Annotated in this window: 12 protein-coding genes; 4 read left to right on the top strand and 8 right to left on the bottom strand. The window is 36.8% G+C overall.

Annotated elements, in window-relative coordinates; genetic code table 11:
• Nucleotides 1-22 precede the first annotated feature (22 nt).
• The 8 genes from JNUCC52_RS16195 to JNUCC52_RS16160 form a co-directional block, all read right to left on the bottom strand.
• Entirely contained in the window at nucleotides 23-640 is a 618-nt protein-coding gene (locus tag JNUCC52_RS16195) for a nitroreductase family protein (RefSeq protein WP_337980335.1), read from the bottom strand.
• 65 nt (nucleotides 641-705) lie between these two features.
• Nucleotides 706-1689: a ring-cleaving dioxygenase gene (locus JNUCC52_RS16190; protein WP_337980334.1), complete on the bottom strand. Its 984-nt coding sequence runs from the start codon at nucleotides 1687-1689 to the stop codon at nucleotides 706-708.
• A 50-nt stretch (nucleotides 1690-1739) separates the two neighbouring features.
• Nucleotides 1740-2174, bottom strand: coding sequence for a MarR family winged helix-turn-helix transcriptional regulator (locus JNUCC52_RS16185; protein ID WP_173478874.1), 435 nt, complete (start codon nucleotides 2172-2174; stop codon nucleotides 1740-1742).
• 163 nt (nucleotides 2175-2337) lie between these two features.
• A complete protein-coding gene (locus tag JNUCC52_RS16180) occupies nucleotides 2338-2808 on the bottom strand; it encodes a YusW family protein (RefSeq protein ID WP_228134170.1) in 471 nt (156 codons plus the stop codon).
• Between the two features lie 128 nt (nucleotides 2809-2936).
• On the bottom strand, nucleotides 2937-5159 hold the full coding sequence (locus JNUCC52_RS16175; protein WP_337980333.1) for a YcdB/YcdC domain-containing protein: 2223 nt from the start codon (nucleotides 5157-5159) through the stop codon (nucleotides 2937-2939).
• 123 nt (nucleotides 5160-5282) lie between these two features.
• Nucleotides 5283-6605, bottom strand: coding sequence for a glycoside hydrolase family 18 protein (locus JNUCC52_RS16170; protein ID WP_173479110.1), 1323 nt, complete (start codon nucleotides 6603-6605; stop codon nucleotides 5283-5285).
• Between the two features lie 487 nt (nucleotides 6606-7092).
• Complete coding sequence (locus tag JNUCC52_RS16165; protein ID WP_173478877.1) at nucleotides 7093-7827, bottom strand: hypothetical protein; 735 nt, start codon at nucleotides 7825-7827, stop codon at nucleotides 7093-7095.
• Nucleotides 7820-9157 carry an AAA family ATPase gene (locus JNUCC52_RS16160; RefSeq protein WP_337980332.1) on the bottom strand — a complete coding sequence of 446 codons (1338 nt, stop codon included), beginning with the start codon at nucleotides 9155-9157 and terminating at the stop codon, nucleotides 7820-7822. The genes JNUCC52_RS16165 and JNUCC52_RS16160 overlap by 8 nt, the downstream gene beginning before the upstream one ends.
• A 171-nt stretch (nucleotides 9158-9328) precedes the next feature.
• On the opposite strand from JNUCC52_RS16160, the gene JNUCC52_RS16155 reads away from it, so the two are divergent.
• The 4 genes from JNUCC52_RS16155 to JNUCC52_RS16140 all read left to right on the top strand — a co-directional run bounded on the left by JNUCC52_RS16155 (nucleotide 9329) and on the right by JNUCC52_RS16140 (nucleotide 16055).
• Nucleotides 9329-9826, top strand: coding sequence for a hypothetical protein (locus tag JNUCC52_RS16155; RefSeq protein ID WP_337980331.1), 498 nt, complete (start codon nucleotides 9329-9331; stop codon nucleotides 9824-9826).
• 505 nt (nucleotides 9827-10331) lie between these two features.
• Nucleotides 10332-12080 (top strand): methyl-accepting chemotaxis protein, encoded by a 1749-nt coding sequence (locus tag JNUCC52_RS16150; protein WP_173478880.1) that lies wholly within the window; start codon nucleotides 10332-10334, stop codon nucleotides 12078-12080.
• A gap of 148 nt (nucleotides 12081-12228) precedes the next feature.
• Nucleotides 12229-15396 carry a non-ribosomal peptide synthetase family protein gene (locus JNUCC52_RS16145; RefSeq protein ID WP_337980330.1) on the top strand — a complete coding sequence of 1056 codons (3168 nt, stop codon included), beginning with the start codon at nucleotides 12229-12231 and terminating at the stop codon, nucleotides 15394-15396.
• Nucleotides 15396-16055 carry a 4'-phosphopantetheinyl transferase family protein gene (locus JNUCC52_RS16140; RefSeq protein WP_337980329.1) on the top strand — a complete coding sequence of 220 codons (660 nt, stop codon included), beginning with the start codon at nucleotides 15396-15398 and terminating at the stop codon, nucleotides 16053-16055. The genes JNUCC52_RS16145 and JNUCC52_RS16140 overlap by 1 nt, the downstream gene beginning before the upstream one ends.
• Nucleotides 16056-16259 lie beyond the last annotated feature (204 nt).

Here is a 16259-nt window from a genome sequence, read left to right as displayed (position 1 = left end):
AGCTATTTTATTTTATACCGCCCTAATAATAGGTTGCAAATTCTTCAACTGGTTTACGATACCCACGTAAACGTTGACTACTTTCCTTTTCCTTGCCAATTGTCATCATTAAGACAATCTCATGTGTTGCTGGCACATTGAATAATGTACGCATTTGTTGCTGATCAAAGCCAATCATCGGACATGTATCCCAGCCTCGATTTTTTGCTGCTAACATAAAGAGCATAGCTGAAAGTGATGCATTGCGAATCGCATCTTCCTTCATAAACGCCTCCCCACGTTCTTCGTAAAACTTCGTATTATCATCGATGAGACTATCAAGCTCACAGCTTGTAATAATGCCTAAATCGACCATACCTTGACTAATGTGAGCCGTTTGCTTGTAAGCCTCTTTATCACCTAATACTAAAATAACTCCTGAAGCTGAATGTACTTTATATTGCCCATATGCAGCCTCGCGAACTTTCTCTTTTAATTCATTATCTAACACAACAATGTATTCTGTATTTTGCAAGTTGAATGCTGAAGGTGCAAGCTTGACGTCCTCTAAAATCGGTCGGATATCCTCCTCTGTCATTACAACACCGTCTATAAAATTATTTGCCGATCGACGTTTATCAATTAACTTTGTAAATTCCATGTTGACGTACTCCAATCATCCATTATGCTTTAGTAAAATTGTGTTGCGCAATACTACATATCACCTTACTCATATTCTTTTTCAAATGAAACCGTACTTCTTACTGTATCAATTGGACGAACAAGCCCCTCGATTTGTGCACGTTTAGGCTCTAAGAAAGGCGGTAACGATAATTTTTCCCCTAATGTTTCATATGGCTCATCACCCATAAAACCAGGGCCGTCTGTTGCCCATTCAAATAAGATTTGTGGTGCTACTCGAGCGTACAGTGATTCAAAGAAGTGACGGTTCACATAGCCAGATGTATTGAAACCAAAGCCTTCTAATCGTTCTGTCCATTCGTTTAAAACAGCACGATCTGCTACGCGAAATGCTGCGTGATGCACAGTACCAAAACCTTGACGAGCTGCTGGTAAGATTGTGTTATATTCCACAATAATTTGCGCACCATTGCCTCCCTCTCCGACCTCAAATAAATGGAAGTCACCTTCAGCTGCAATTTCTGTAAAGAGCATTACTTTTTCTAGCATTTCTTTGAAATAATCAAAATTTGCAACACGTACAAATATAGGACCTAATCCTGTAATAGCATATTCGTGTGGAATCGGACCATCTTGCCAAGGAGTACCAGAAGCAACACCTTCGTTGTGTTCATCAGAAATTAGTTGGTACTGCTGATCATCAAAATCAACAAAAGCTAATGTTTGCTTACCGAATTGTTCTTTTATGCCTGTATGTTTAATATTTAAACGGTCAAATCGTTTTACCCAGTAAGCTAATGCTGCATCTGTTGGTACGCGGAATGATGTTTTCGAAATTTCATTTGTTCCATGTACACCTTTTGGTATGTTAGGGAAGTCAAAGAATGTCATATCTGTCCCAGCACTGCCCTTGTCATCTGCAAAAAATAAGTGATATGTTTGTATATCGTCCTGATTTACTGTTTTTTTCACTAAACGCATACCTAATACATACGTAAAAAATTTATAATTTTCTTCTGCGCTACTTGTAATAGCTGTTACATGGTGAATACCTTTTAAATGATTCATTTTAAGTTCCTCCTATTATCTCGAATTCGAGATATATGTTTAAAAAAATTTTATTTATTAATGGCATTAAGACCGACCTTTTTTAAAGCTACATTCATTGTCTCCAACTCCTGTTGGTCTAATACTTCAAAAATTTCATTGATCTTTTGTTCATGGAGTGGAAAAATTCTATCCATTAAGACCTGTCCCTCATCTGTTAACAACGCATACGTAACACGTCGGTCTTTAGGACAAGCACGTCGACATACGATATTTTTTTGCTCCAGCTTATCAATAACATACGTAATACTACTACTTGCAATTAAAATTTTTTTACCAATTACTTGAATAGGCTGCTCGCCATGGTGGTACAAAAATTCTAATACCCCAAATTCAGTCTGGTTTAAATCATATTGAAGCAAATCTTTTTTGGTCGCATCCTGAATCGATTGATAAGCACGGAACATAATCGTAAAAGCTTTTAAATAACGATTTTCTTCCTTCATAAGATGCCCTCTTTCTATTTACCTCGAAATAAAATATCTTTAATTCGAGATAATAATATCATATATATTCCCTCACATCAATCATTTTATCTAATTTATTTCATTAGAAAACCTTTTTCAAAGCTAAAAACCCCTATACAACTAAATGTATAGGGAGTTTCTATTATTTCAGTCGTTTAAATTCTTTTTCTGTTCCATCTGCAAACTCTACCTCTACCTCAATCGATTGGTAGTCATCTGTAATATTGAACACTTTAATCACTTGATCAATTACTTCATCATTTGATGTTGTGGAATCAAAAGTTAGTTGCTTAAATAGTGGTTCTAACTTCGTATAAGCCTCATCACCTTGAATTTTTTCATTATTGCGGTCATCTTCTATTTTAGACTCTATACCGTTCTTCTTATTCTCATATTCAACCTCATAAGATTCTGTTGCTGAATAGTCGACGTCCAATGAAAATTCTATAAAGTTAAAGGGTACTTGATCCGTTACATTTTCACCAGCCTGTTGGTTTGTGTTTTGCTCTGTTGGAGCATTCGTAGGTACATCCTTTACCTCATCCTTATTACAGCCATAAAGTAATCCAGCTGCTACTGAGAATACTAATAACATTTTATAATTACGCATCATGTTCCACTCCTTTTCTGTTAGTATTCTTCCCTAAAAAAACATGAAATAAACGAAAAAAGATATCTCCTTAAATTAGGAGATACCCTTTTTCTCATCTATTTAGATGAAAGACCGTCAATCAATTCGTATTAATAGAAGTAATTGCGACCAGTATTATTTTCATGAATGGCACGAGCCAAGCGAAGTGTTGAAACAGCTAAATCTGCATAACTTACTTTTTCAGTTGCATTAAAGTTGTTTTGTTGTGCATCGATTAAGCCCATTGCACTTGCTAATGCTACGTAACCTGCATAAGCTGGATCAATAGAACCTGCATCAGCGAAGTTCAACTTGTAAATATCGTTATGCTTTGCAGCACTTTCTAGACGCAGTACACGAATAAACCATTCTGCAAGCTCTTGACGAGTCAATGTCGCATCAACAGCAAATTCATCTGCTGGTTGTAAAACGCCCATTCTTACTGCTTGTTCAACTATTCCATATAACGGATGTTTAGGATCAATATTATTAAACGATTGATATGTTTCTTCTTCATTTCCATATCCATAGTAGCCATATGTCAATGATTTAAGAATAATTTTTAACGCTTCACCCTTCGTTATAGCAGTATCAGCATTAAAGCTTGCTGGATCTTTCACTTCCAACACATTTTGTGCTAACAAGTAGTTTAATTCCTCTGCAGCTGTTGGGTGAGAAATTTGCGGTTTATTATTTGAATCATCGGCACTACTTACCCATTTGCCTGTTAGTGCATCAATTTGATTATATATGCTGCCCTCATATGACGGTGCATACACTAAATCATAATGATTGCTATCTTCTTTATCCTGTTTAGTGTATTGTAACTTCAGCTTTAACGCATCGCTAAATGTTTCCTTTGCCTTATCAGCTGAGACTGCCTTACTTACAGATGGCCAGTTATCAATTTTTTGTTGATTAATGTTTAATCCACGTAATGAACCGTCAGTACCGACGCTCACATAAATTTCATCACCAACAACAGGAATTCCGTTTACAACACGCGGGAATGAGAAGCCATATTGGTTGCCATAATTATCATATCCATAATCTTCTAACGGTTTTGCATAGTTATGGATATAAGACGGTGCCCACTCTTTTAAGTAGTCAATAGCCTTCGCCAACGCAGCATCTTTCGTAATCTTTTCTGCTTTACTATCTGACTGCACGAAATCTCTACTTACATCGTAATATTGCGTAATTTCACCAGTTGCTTTATTAATTTCAAATGAAGCACCTGAACCACCATTCTCATACATATACATGTAACTTACAGAGTAAAGTGTTTCACCATTTTCATTTTCTCTTTCATCAACCATATCAATTTGTAGCTTTGCCTTGTCAGGATCTACCTTTAAGAAGGATTTAGCAAATTCCTCTACCTCATCAACCGTCATACCAGGCTTTCTCGGATCAAGTTGTTCTGAAGATAGCTTTTCAACACCTTTTACACTTGGTGCTTGTGCCACGAAGCCATTTGCTGTTTGCCATTGTCCTGTTAATGCATGTACACCATAGAAGCTTGATGTTGGCATATACACTAGCTTCACTTCACGCTTATCAGATGGATAGTTATAGTCTAAATAATAACGTAACTCTACAGCAAAGTTATCACGAACTTGTGCTAGAACATCTGCCTCGCTCTTTTTCTGTTCTACGCCATCGAACGTTGCCTTTTTAGATACACTTGAATTGCGATATACTTGTACAACTTCTCCATTAGCAAGCACACCAATAGAAATTGTGTGGTTGCTAAGCGTTACACCGTTATGTGTCGGTGCATATGAGAATGAATAAGTAATTGGCTCTGATAATGGTCGTGTGTAATTAAATCCATAATCAAAATCATTTTCTTGTAATTTATAGTTTGCTGTATTTGGGAATTTCTTTAAGAAATCCTGTGCAATTTTTTGTGCGTCATCCTTTGAATATTTAGCAGGATATAGCGCATCTGCCACATTAGCTGGCTGGTAATAGAAGCTTTCAAGCTCTAAATCATCACCCATAAAGGTAATACTACCATACACATCTTTACCATTTACTGTTTTTTGGAAACTCAAATCATAACGGATTGTTTTATCGTCGTTATAGTAATGTCCACGCCCCGTATAGAAATCATTATCTGTTAAAAAATTGAACTTCTCTGGGAAAAGCTCACGTAATTTTTTTATAAGTGTACTTTTTGTTACCTTTGTTTCTGTTGAGGCTACTTGAATCTCTATTCTCTCTGGAGAATCCTTTACATTAGCAGAAGCTTGCGCCATTGGAGAAAGTACTCCTACAGAAAATGCAGTAGACGTTAGAATAATCCCCAATTTTTTAAATTTACCCAAAATATCCCTCCTAAAATACAATTTACCTAATTATATATTATATTCCCAAAATAGGAAATAGTATTTACAGATTATTTCCAATAAGAAGAAAATAGATTGGGTATATCATTATCCCTATCAAAGTCATTTCTTCACCACATTAAAGTTTGAGCCGATCAATAGCCAATTTTGCGGGAACGGTAGCCCAAGCTTCCAATAACCTATACCTCTGAGCTTGTACTGCTTAATTAAATTGAACTTCGCTTGAATCGAACGTGCATCTTCAAACCAAACTATATGCGCTCTTCCTTGCTCGTCATAATATTCAAAGAAAGGTGCTTGTGCATTCCAATCGTATTGGATAGCCGCATTATATTTTTTCGCAATCTCAATTGCTCTTTGAGGGCTTACCGCCTCTGCATATGGACCTCCTTGTACAAAAGGCAATGTCCAATCATAGCCATATAAGTTTTGTCCGAGTAAAATCTTATTTGCTGGTATTTCGGTCACGGCATATTTAACAACTGCCTCAACTTCCCGAATTGGTGAAACAGCCATAGGGGGGCCAGCGGAATAACCCCATTCATAGGTCATCAACAATACAAAGTCCACAATCTCTCCATGCGCTTTATAATCATGTGCTTCAATCCATGGACCTCTCTGATTGGCACTTGTTTTTGGAGCAAGGGCTGTTGAAACCGTATACCCTTCTGCATGGAACCGCTCCACAGCTCTTCTTAAAAAATTGTTGTACGCTTCTCGCTGATCGCCAGGTAAATTTTCAAAATCAAAATGGATATCTTTAATGCTTTTTAAACGCTTTGCTTCTATAAGAATATTGTCAAAAAGTAAATCTTGCACTGCTGTACTTTGGAAAATATCCCTTGCTAAATCGCCACTAAATTGAAAGTTCTCCAAATTCGATACTACCATTGCAACAGCTGCTCCTGAGTCTTCCGCTATTTCAGACACACCATTTCTAGGAGGCTGCTTCAACGTCCCATCTCTCCGTACTTCATAGCTAAATAATGCAAGATAAGTTAAGTAAGGTGATGCTTCTCGCGCTTGATTTAATAATGCTTCACTAACGGCTGTCCCTCTTGGCTCTAAATAAGCCATTGTTTCTGCTCTTGTTTTCGGTGGTGGTGGGATATAAAGTCGCAAACCAACTGATAAAGTCTGGTTTGGCTGAATGCCATTGACCTGTGCAAGTGTTAAATAATTAATACCAAAGCGTTGCCCTATCGACCATAAACTATCCCCAGGCTGTACATAATAAAAACTGCCGACGATTGGAATGACGAGAGCTTGACCAACTACTAATCGATTAGGCTCTGGAATTTGATTGGCATCTACAATACTTTGAACCGTCGTGCCATACGCATTTGCAATTCCATATAAGGACTCTCCTGCTCGTACAACATGTATTTGAATGCGATTTGCCTCCTTTTTACGTAATGAAACCATAGCCATAAAGCTTATGATATAAAATAAGAAAACATGTCACCTAGAAGCAATCACAATAAAAGTGCCAATAAAAGTGTCAGGCACTCAAACAATTTAATATGTAAGGAATTGTATTTTATAATTAACAAAGTAAAAATTCACTTAAACTCCTGCTCAGACGCACGCAACATAAGACGCAATAAACCACGCGTTAGCGAGGGTTGCGGCTTACTTCGTGCCCGCGGAAAGCGTATTGGATTTTTACGATTTAAGAGATGATAAGTGTCAGGCACTTAAACAATTTCTAAGATATGACTTGCCAAAGAAAAAATCCACGTAGACTTCTGCGGGAACAGCACATCACGTAAGACGCAATAAACCGCGCGTTAGCGAGGGTTGTGGCATACTTTTGCCCGCAGAAAGCGTCCGCCCGTAGCGGAAATCTACAGCAGTTTGATGAAAAAAGGTGAAAAAACCTCTCCATTTACATGAGAGGTTTGTGTATTGTTTATTTCTGCGTATTGGATGTAATCATTTCAAATAATAATGGCACATTCGTTCCGCGTTGCAAAGAATTACATCCCTTTGTTAAATAAGCCCAGCTTTCTTTCATTTTTTCTCGGTAAGATTGTGCTGTATCTACATGTAAAAATTCCAAAAGGTACTCTTTAATAGAGCCCGATAAATTTTCCATAAATTCATCTGCTTTTAGCACTTTTTCTGTGGCAACTTCATTGCGCTCATTCCATAATACATGCTCTAAATTCGTAGCAAAATAAAACAACTGGTAAGGAACTTTTAATCGCTCAATACTGAAATGGTCATTTGCTAGCAAAATCTTCACATTATTAGCCTTCATTTCATTTCGTTGTTCGATTTGCTCTTTTCGCCTCTCTGTTTTTACAAAAATGGCTTCCTCCGTATAATATAGATTTTGTTCCATATCTGCATCGATTTTGACAAACTCTGGAGCAATAAAACAACCATCAGCATCTGTAATATGAATAACTGCTGATAAATCTTTCGCTAAAAACTTATACTTTTGTAGATAGTTATGAATGACTCGACTGACACTATTTTTAATATTGGGGATTCGCTTTTTCGCATCCCATTTCGTTAAAATGTCCTCACGTTGCACATCAAAACGGATAGTCGAATCAGCAAAATGCTCATCTAAAAAATCCTCTAAAATTATTTGCTCTGTTTGTCCTTCTACAATTACTAAAAGTACTTTTTTAGTCATGTTGTACACCAGCTTTTCTAAAAGCACGTTTAATTTTGAATGTTTTCGTTTCTTTATAAACCTCTTCATCCTGTCCACCTAGTTGGATGGCACGCAAATAAACGTCTCGTGCATTATTAACCTCTTTAATACCTTTTAGCTGCATATATCGGTAATTCTCATTCGTTGTAGTAAACCATAAGTTTTTAATCGCAAGCACCTCTAACACACGTAAATTGTGAGACGTAAAAATAAGCTGTCCTTTTCCGCCCTCATCAATCACTGTTAACAACTCGCCTAACAAATATTCAAAAACACCCGAATCTAATTCATCAATCACAACACACGCAGTTGGATTGTTATAAACAGCGATCAGTACACTAAGCACAGAAATGATTTTCAAAATCCCTTCCGATTCCGTTCGCAACGGTAGTTCTCGATCACCCCGTTGTGATAGAAATTCAAATCGTATACCCTTTTCACCATTATCTAATATTTGTTCTGTAATGACATGAATTTTAATAGTTAGCCCAGGTATAATAGTCGATAACACTTGATTACTTTGCTCGATCACTTCACATAATACATTGAAAGCATTTTTTGGCAGTAATGCTGGCCCTTTCAAATCATAAGGAATTGAACCCCGCTTTTTTTCCAGATGGATACTAAAGGGCATAATACGTTCTTCAAATAAAGGCGCGATATTTTGATTACTGATTACATGCAAATCACGATTAAAATCAATTGCTAAATTATGCAGTAGCTGTATTTCTAATTCTGTAAGCTTTTCTTGTAGTAATGGCTTTAAATCTTTATGGAAAATAAATGATAGATATTGTTTTCGTGCTAGTTGTTGAATGACGAGCGTTTTTATACGCATTTTTTCACTCAGATCACGTAAGGAGCTTTTTCGTATTTGAACGTCCTCATCTGTAACATTTACTAAAACTTTTGATCGCTTTCCTTTTTCATTTTCTCTATAAGTTAGTCGCTCCGCAATAATAAATAACCGTTTTTCATCTTCACATAAAGTAGCATGATAGTTCACAAAAAATGTACCGAATTGATTTTCCACTAAAAATTCAAAATCTATCTTAGCTGTATCTTCCCCTGCCATGATTAAACGCTTGTCTTGTGACGGTAATTTCACTTCAGCTAACCAACCAGAAATAATTGTCTTTAATAAACTAAATGCGTCAACGATAGTCGTTTTCCCAGACCCGTTTTGACCGTACACGCCAACAACATTCGCCTTCATAAGCGAAGTGAAATCCACTGCTAATGTTAGCTCGCCATTTTTTACATTCCTTAAGTTTTGTACCTTTATTTTTTTTATTTTTATAATAGCCATCAAAACACCCTTTTAAGTCTTTTCTTTTTATTATAATTAAAATTGATATTTTTTATAACAATTTGAAATTTAATATTATTGCTTCCTTATTTATATACTGAGCCATTTGCCTATGATTAATATAATACGGGACATATGTTAGAGAAGAAAAATGAAGAAAGGTGTGTTTCATTGGTTAATCCTAGATTAGCGCCAGAAGATTTTAATCAACAGTTCCGTCCTGGAATGAAAATATGGGTTACTCTCCCTACAGGCACATATTCAGGTACATTGATTCGAACATTTGGTAAAGACGGAAGAACTGCCGAAATTCAGTTAGATTCTGGTCAAGTAATAACGGTTGATGTGAACCAAATTACAGCAGCAGGGACAGGTTTCCCTCCTGGCGGTGGCTCATATCCGCCCCCTTATCCACCACCATATCCGCAACCTTATCCGCCACAACCGTATCCACCACAGCCATATCCACCGCGTCCATACCCGCCACAACCATATCCACCACAGCCATATCCACCACGTCCATACCCGCAACCGTACCCGCCTATGCCATACCCTGGTGGACAATATCCAGGCGGTCAATTACCTGGACTCCCTGGACTCCCTGGACTCCCTCCATTATTACCAGGTATGCCCAATATTTTACCTGGCATCTTTGGTAATCCGAGATAATAAAAAAAGGCTTTCCACTTGTTCATAACTGAACTGCTGGAAAGCCTTTTTATTATTTTACATAAAGTGTACACAACTTTTTGCAAACATTTGTCATAATATTTGTCTAAAATAACAATTAAGAATTTTAAAAGTTGGTCACCAGAAACAAATTGTACTATTATTAGTGTTTTTTCTATTAATAATATGCCTGTACTCCGTTTTTTAGTGATATAAAAACACTATATTTTTAATTCTCACTCCTAAATTTCACAGTTGAAATAGTAGGATTTTTGGGTTGTGAATCATATTTTTTGGCAGTATAGTTGTTTATGGTTAGGGGATGAATGGATTATTTTACTAACAATGAAATAATGATAAATAGTATAGGAATGAACTTCTATATATGACTTTATCATGACGGTCAATTGTAACATTGTACTATTCCTATTACATTTGGCTTTCACATTATCGGCCGTCCCTTTTTCACTTGAAATATGTTTTTTACAATTTTAGGAGGAAGAGTATGAAGAAAAGTAAGAAGCAGCAAATGTCCATAAGCAAAAAATTAACTTTCACCATGGTTAGTATTTTATTGCTATTTGGACTAGTTACTATGGGATTTTCTTATTATATAGTGAAAAACAGTAACTTAAAAGATATGGATGAATCCCTCTATGATAAAGGCATGATTTTATCAAAAACAATAGATCAAGAAGCATTGAAATCGGCATTGAAACAACCAAATGCTAATAATAACGATGTCCTTCGTTTAACTGAAGAAATGGATGCCATCAATGATAAATCAGATATTATTACAAATCTCTTTCTTATTACAGTAGATGGTGAAAATATTAATGCGCCTGTTTTATCTTCAAGTGTTCTTGAAGTTGGTGCAGAATATAACCAAGATATGATTGCCATGGGTCTTTCACCAGATTTTCTTGCACGCATAAAGGAAGTTTTTGAAACAAAAGAGGCAACGGCTACAGAAATCTATAAAGATGAGTTTGGAAGCTATAAAACAGGGCTTACGCCAATATTAGATGATGACGGTTCAATGTTAGCTGCCTATGCCATCGACTATGATGTATCCATGGTAACGGCTAAAGCACTTTCAGAAGCAATGTGGGTGTTGTTAATTACTGTATTATTCCTTATCGGGTCTTCTATCGTCGTTTACTCTCTATTAAAAAAGAAACTAACTCCTATTCAACAGCTATCTTTGCAATCTAAAAAAGTTGCTGAAGGTAATTTGGAGCTAGAAGCTTTACCTGTTCAATCAAATGATGAAATTGGTGTGCTTACAAATAATTTCAATGTAATGATTGGTAGTTTACGAACAGTTATTCAAAGCGCAACAAATGTTTCTTCACGTGTTTCCAATACTGCACAAATTTTATCAAGCAATATGCAGGAAGCAACGGATTCTTACAATAGTGTAGCTTCATCAATGCAAGAAATAGCAAGTGTTGCAGATTTACAAGTGCAAAAGGCGAAAGAAAGTTCAGTTACGATTGAGGAAATGAGTATTGGCATTCAACGTATTGCCATGACATCAAATCAAATATCTGAATCTTCTATTCTTGCTTCTGAGGAAGCTGAAAAAGGTAATGATTCTACAAACAAATCTGTCGCTCAAATGAATGCCATTAGTAAAGCTGTAAATCAATCGGCATCATCTGTCAAAATGCTAGGTGAACACTCAAATAAAATCCAAGAAATCGTTGGTATTATTACAGGTATTGCGTCTCAAACAAATCTACTAGCATTAAATGCCGCAATAGAAGCTGCTCGTGCAGGTGAAGCTGGTAGTGGATTTGCTGTAGTCGCTGACGAAGTGCGCAAGCTAGCAGAACAATCAGAGGCATCCGCAAGAGAAATTTCTACGTTAATCTCGCGTATTCAACATGATACAAATGAATCAGTAAATGTCATGATACATGCGGTAGAAGAAGTGGATAATGGCTTAATTATGATTAATGATTCCGAAAAATCATTTGGCCAAATTTTAACTTCAATCCATCATGTTACGGGTCAGATTCAAGAATTATCAGCAACTATTGAAGAGATGGCAGCTGGGATGGAAGAAGTTACATCCGCTGTTCAAGATATGGAACAATTCTCAGTAAATTCTCGAAACAATACAAGTACAGTAGCCGAAACATCTGCTACACAGCTCAACACAGTACAAAGAGTTTCAGAAGAGGCACAAGTATTAACAGATTTATCAGATGAATTATTAACTGTTGTAAATACCTTTATTGTGAAATAATGTACGAAAAATCTTATAGCGTTACCTATCGTCGATGCTACGGCATCGGCGATGTATTTATTCATATTGTTTCCTCACGATAATATTTACTTCTAGTTGCACTAATTGGGCACAGTCCCTCTACTTTCAAAAATAGGAGTTGTGATGATTGAATAGAGAACTTAATTTACTTACAGCAGATTATCAAACGAACTATAATGAGCAACAACCGCTACCAGCCCATTGTACGCAATTGTTAACAGCAGAAGATAAAGCAGTATATCAAGCTTTAAATCAAACAAAAGCCTTCTATGCGAAAGATCAAACAATACCTAACGTATTTTATCAAGCTGTAGAACAGTTTGCTGATAGAATTGCATTATCATTTAATGGTGGTTCCATGAACTATCGTCAGCTTAATGAACGATCTAATCAAATCGCTCATATGTTGCAAAACAATGGTTTACAAAAAGGTGCCAAAGTAGCAATCGTCATGGAACGTAGTCCGGAAACTGTTATCAGTTTACTTGGTGTTCTAAAAGCAGGCGGTATATATGTACCGATTGATCCTAGCTATCCAAAAGAACGTTGTCATTACCTATTAAACGATACAGGTGCACCATTCATATTAATAAAAGAAGAACATACTCAATTACTCAATGATTTACTACATAACGATTCCCAATCTCGTAAAGTGTTTACACTTAATCAAATGGAAATCACATTTTCAAAAGACAATATCCATACCGAGCTCAGCCCTGCTGATTTAGCCTATATTATTTATACATCAGGCTCGACAGGCAAGCCAAAAGGCGTAATGCTTAAGCATGAATCTGTAATCAACTTAATTACTGATAATCAAAGAATCTACCAAGCAACTAAATATGATGTCTTTTCACAATTTATCTCCTATAGTTTTGATCCATCTGTCACTGAAACATTTACTGCTTTTTTCTCTGGCGCACGATTACATATGCTCACAAGTATTGAACGTGTTTCAATAGAAGCATTTGCGGAGATGATTGAGCGTGAAAAAGTGACAACCGCCACAATTCCAAATGCATTCTTTACGCAGCTAGCTACGCACCTTTCAAGTGATCACCGAGATAAATTAGCGTCTCTTAAATATTTATCTGTTGGGGGCGAAGCACTTATGCCTGCCGTTATACAAAAGTGGCAAGAAAAATTCGGCACAACAACTGAAATTATTAATGTATATGGACCGACAGAATGTACAGTACTGTCCTCTTACCATAAAGTGAAAGATACTGTAATTGATAATCAATCAAGCATTCCAATTGGTAAGCCTATTGCCAATTACGAAATGTATATTATCAATAACGATGGTCAGCTTTGTCCTGTCAATGAAGCAGGAGAACTTTACATAGCAGGTGCTGGTCTTGCTGCTGGCTATTTAAATCAACCTGAAAAAACTGCTGAAGCATTTGTCCCACATATATTATCAAATGAACCTGGAAGATTAATGTATCGAACAGGTGATTTAGTTCGTTTATTACCGAGCGGTGTAATTGAATTTGTTGGACGTAAAGATTCTCAAATTAAAGTAAGAGGGTTCCGAATCGAGCTAGGGGAAATTGAAACGGTATTAAGTAATCACCCAAGCATTCAAGAGGCTGTTATACTTGCCAAGAAAATGGGCGATGGAAATAATAGCTTGTTTGCCTACTACACTTTAATCGGCGGTAGTAAGGAAGAACAAACAGCCATTAGACAGTATTTAGCTGGTCATTTACCAGACTATATGGTGCCCGAACGATTAATTGAAGTGCAGGAAATGCCGTTGTCCCCTACTGGCAAAATCGATCGAAAACAATTAGCAGCTATCGAGGTAACAACGCCTTTACCAAGTCATTATGATGCACCTGAGAATCCAATACAGGAACTACTAGCGGCTGCTTGGCAACATGTACTTGGTATTGAACGTGTCGGTATTCATGATAATTTCTTTCATATCGGTGGACATTCATTAAAAGTACTTGAAATTTTAGTACAAGTGAAAAAGCATATTCCGTTTTTAAAAATCCAAGACTTTTTCCAATATCAAACGATTGCAGAACTAGATCATTACATTTGTAACTATCAACCAGAAACGAATGATACACCAAAGCAGCTTGAAGACTTTGTACGTAAAGATTTGATGGAACCAAGCCGTCTTGCTATTGCTCAAACATCAACACCTTTAGCCATGCAATCGGTACTGTTGACAGGCGCTACTGGCTATTTAGGAAGTCATATTTTATATGAGCTTTTAAATAATACAAATACTCATATTTACTGCTTAATAAGACAAAGCGCACATACTACACTTGATGAAAAACTAAAAGATAGCATGGCATTTTACTTCAATGAAGACATTGTGGCATTGCTGCAAAATCGTGTAACTGTTATCCAAGGCGATTTGAGTAAAGAAAAACTTGATTTATCACCTAAAGATTACGCTACACTGACTGAAGAAATTGATGCTATTATCCATTGCGGAGCAGATGTAAGACATTTCGGGGCTGCCACGCATTTTAATGATGTCAATGTGGAAGGGACTAGATATTTACTAGAGCTTGCTAAAAGAAAAGCAGGTGTCCATTTCCACTATGTTTCAACGATTGGTATTCCAGAGGAACTTGCAGCAACACAATGGGGAGAAAAACAAGCACTTGGTGAATTTGATTACGATGTTTCCCTTTCAAATGTTTATACCCAAAGCAAGTTAGAGGCTGAAAATCTTGTTAGAAATGCAGTGAACGATAACATTCCTGTTTCCATTTATCGTGTTGGCAATTTAACATGTCATTCCCAAACAGGAAAATTCCAGCGCAATATAGATGATAATGCATTTTACCGAATGATGAAATCGATGCTTCATTTAGGAAAAACACCGACAGCAAATTGGCATGTTGATTTTACGCCAATCAATTATGCTAGCCAAGCACTTATAGCTTTAGCACGTCAACCAAAATCCAATGGGCACATATTCCACCTATGTAACCCTGTACCCTTAGCCTATCTTGACTTGATAGATGCAATAAAAGATATGGGCTATGAGCTAGATATTGTTGCAGCAAATGAATATGAAGATTGGCTTTTACATTCGGAGCACCCTAAAGAATTACAAGAATATTTATCATTAGCAATAGCACAGCTTGAAGGTGATGGCGCAAGTGATTCACCATTTATATTTAATAGTGAAAAAACACAGCAATTTTTAATGGGCACGGATATTTCATGTGCAGAACCAAATTCAGCATTTATCCGCAAGATGATTATGTACGGTATCGAATTAGGTTATTTCCCTGAACCTAAGCCAGTAGCTGTTCGATAATGCTAAAATTCAATGGTGTACAAGTATTTGCACTCCCCATTGGACCACCATTAGCAACATTTGAATGGGAACAGTATTATGCAAAACTTCCTCCTGTTGAGCAAACTAAAATTTTGCAATATCAACAGTGGCAGGATCGACTACGAGCCTTATTAGGAAGCATTATTTCCAGATGGGCAATTCAGCATTTGACTGCCACACAAGATGTACAAATTGTAAGAAATGAACATGGTCGACCTTATGCTGTAGGAAATGATGATTGGAATGGTGATTTTAATCTTTCCCATTCAGGAGATTGGCTTGTCATGGCCTTAACGAAAAATGGTCATGTTGGCATTGATGTGGAGGAAATTAAGCCTGTTACGAAAGATGTTATGCACTATGCCATGACAGAGAATGAAATAGCAGGCATTGACGAAATTGTGGAACCGCTACGATTAAAAAAATTTTATGAACTGTGGACATTAAAGGAAGCTCTCTTTAAAACTACCTTATGTCCACATCCATCACCACACTTAATCGATACGACGGATGAACAGGTATTTCAAAGTATATCTACACAGTTGATTTATCTTGATGAACGACACCCTGTCTCCATCTGCTGGGATTGCGCACCCCATATAAATTTAACCGTTTTGCATAGACATCAGCTTCTCTAACTGCTTGCGTATGGCAAAAGGCATCACTTCACTGAAGTGATGCCTTTTTGTCTTTTGGTGTCAGGCACTCAAACAATTTCCTTGCATTTTTTTAAGCTCTAAGGAAAAATCCACGTAGACTCCTGCGGGCACAGCACGAGTTGTAAGACGCAACAGGCCGCGCGTCAGCGAGGGTTGCGGCTTACATCGTGCCCACGGAAAGCG

This window comes from Lysinibacillus sp. JNUCC-52 (assembly GCF_015999545.1).
In the GTDB taxonomy this organism is placed as follows: domain Bacteria; phylum Bacillota; class Bacilli; order Bacillales_A; family Planococcaceae; genus Lysinibacillus.
Note: the sequence above shows the minus strand (reverse complement) of the source record. Positions and strands in the feature narration are given on the sequence as shown.

Bases quoted from the DNA above. Each gene is read 5' to 3' on its own strand.
- JNUCC52_RS16140 (WP_337980329.1), top strand. From the start codon at position 15,396: ATGCTAAAATTCAATGGTGTACAAGTATTTGCACTCCCCATTGGACCA.
- JNUCC52_RS16195 (WP_337980335.1), bottom strand. From the start codon at position 640: ATGGAATTTACAAAGTTAATTGATAAACGTCGATCGGCAAATAATTTT.
- JNUCC52_RS16150 (WP_173478880.1), top strand. From the start codon at position 10,332: ATGAAGAAAAGTAAGAAGCAGCAAATGTCCATAAGCAAAAAATTAACT.
- JNUCC52_RS16190 (WP_337980334.1), bottom strand. From the start codon at position 1,689: ATGAATCATTTAAAAGGTATTCACCATGTAACAGCTATTACAAGTAGC.
- JNUCC52_RS16170 (WP_173479110.1), bottom strand. From the start codon at position 6,605: ATGGTTTCATTACGTAAAAAGGAGGCAAATCGCATTCAAATACATGTT.
- JNUCC52_RS16160 (WP_337980332.1), bottom strand. From the start codon at position 9,157: ATGGCTATTATAAAAATAAAAAAAATAAAGGTACAAAACTTAAGGAAT.
- JNUCC52_RS16165 (WP_173478877.1), bottom strand. From the start codon at position 7,827: ATGACTAAAAAAGTACTTTTAGTAATTGTAGAAGGACAAACAGAGCAA.
- JNUCC52_RS16185 (WP_173478874.1), bottom strand. From the start codon at position 2,174: ATGAAGGAAGAAAATCGTTATTTAAAAGCTTTTACGATTATGTTCCGT.
- JNUCC52_RS16180 (WP_228134170.1), bottom strand. From the start codon at position 2,808: ATGATGCGTAATTATAAAATGTTATTAGTATTCTCAGTAGCAGCTGGA.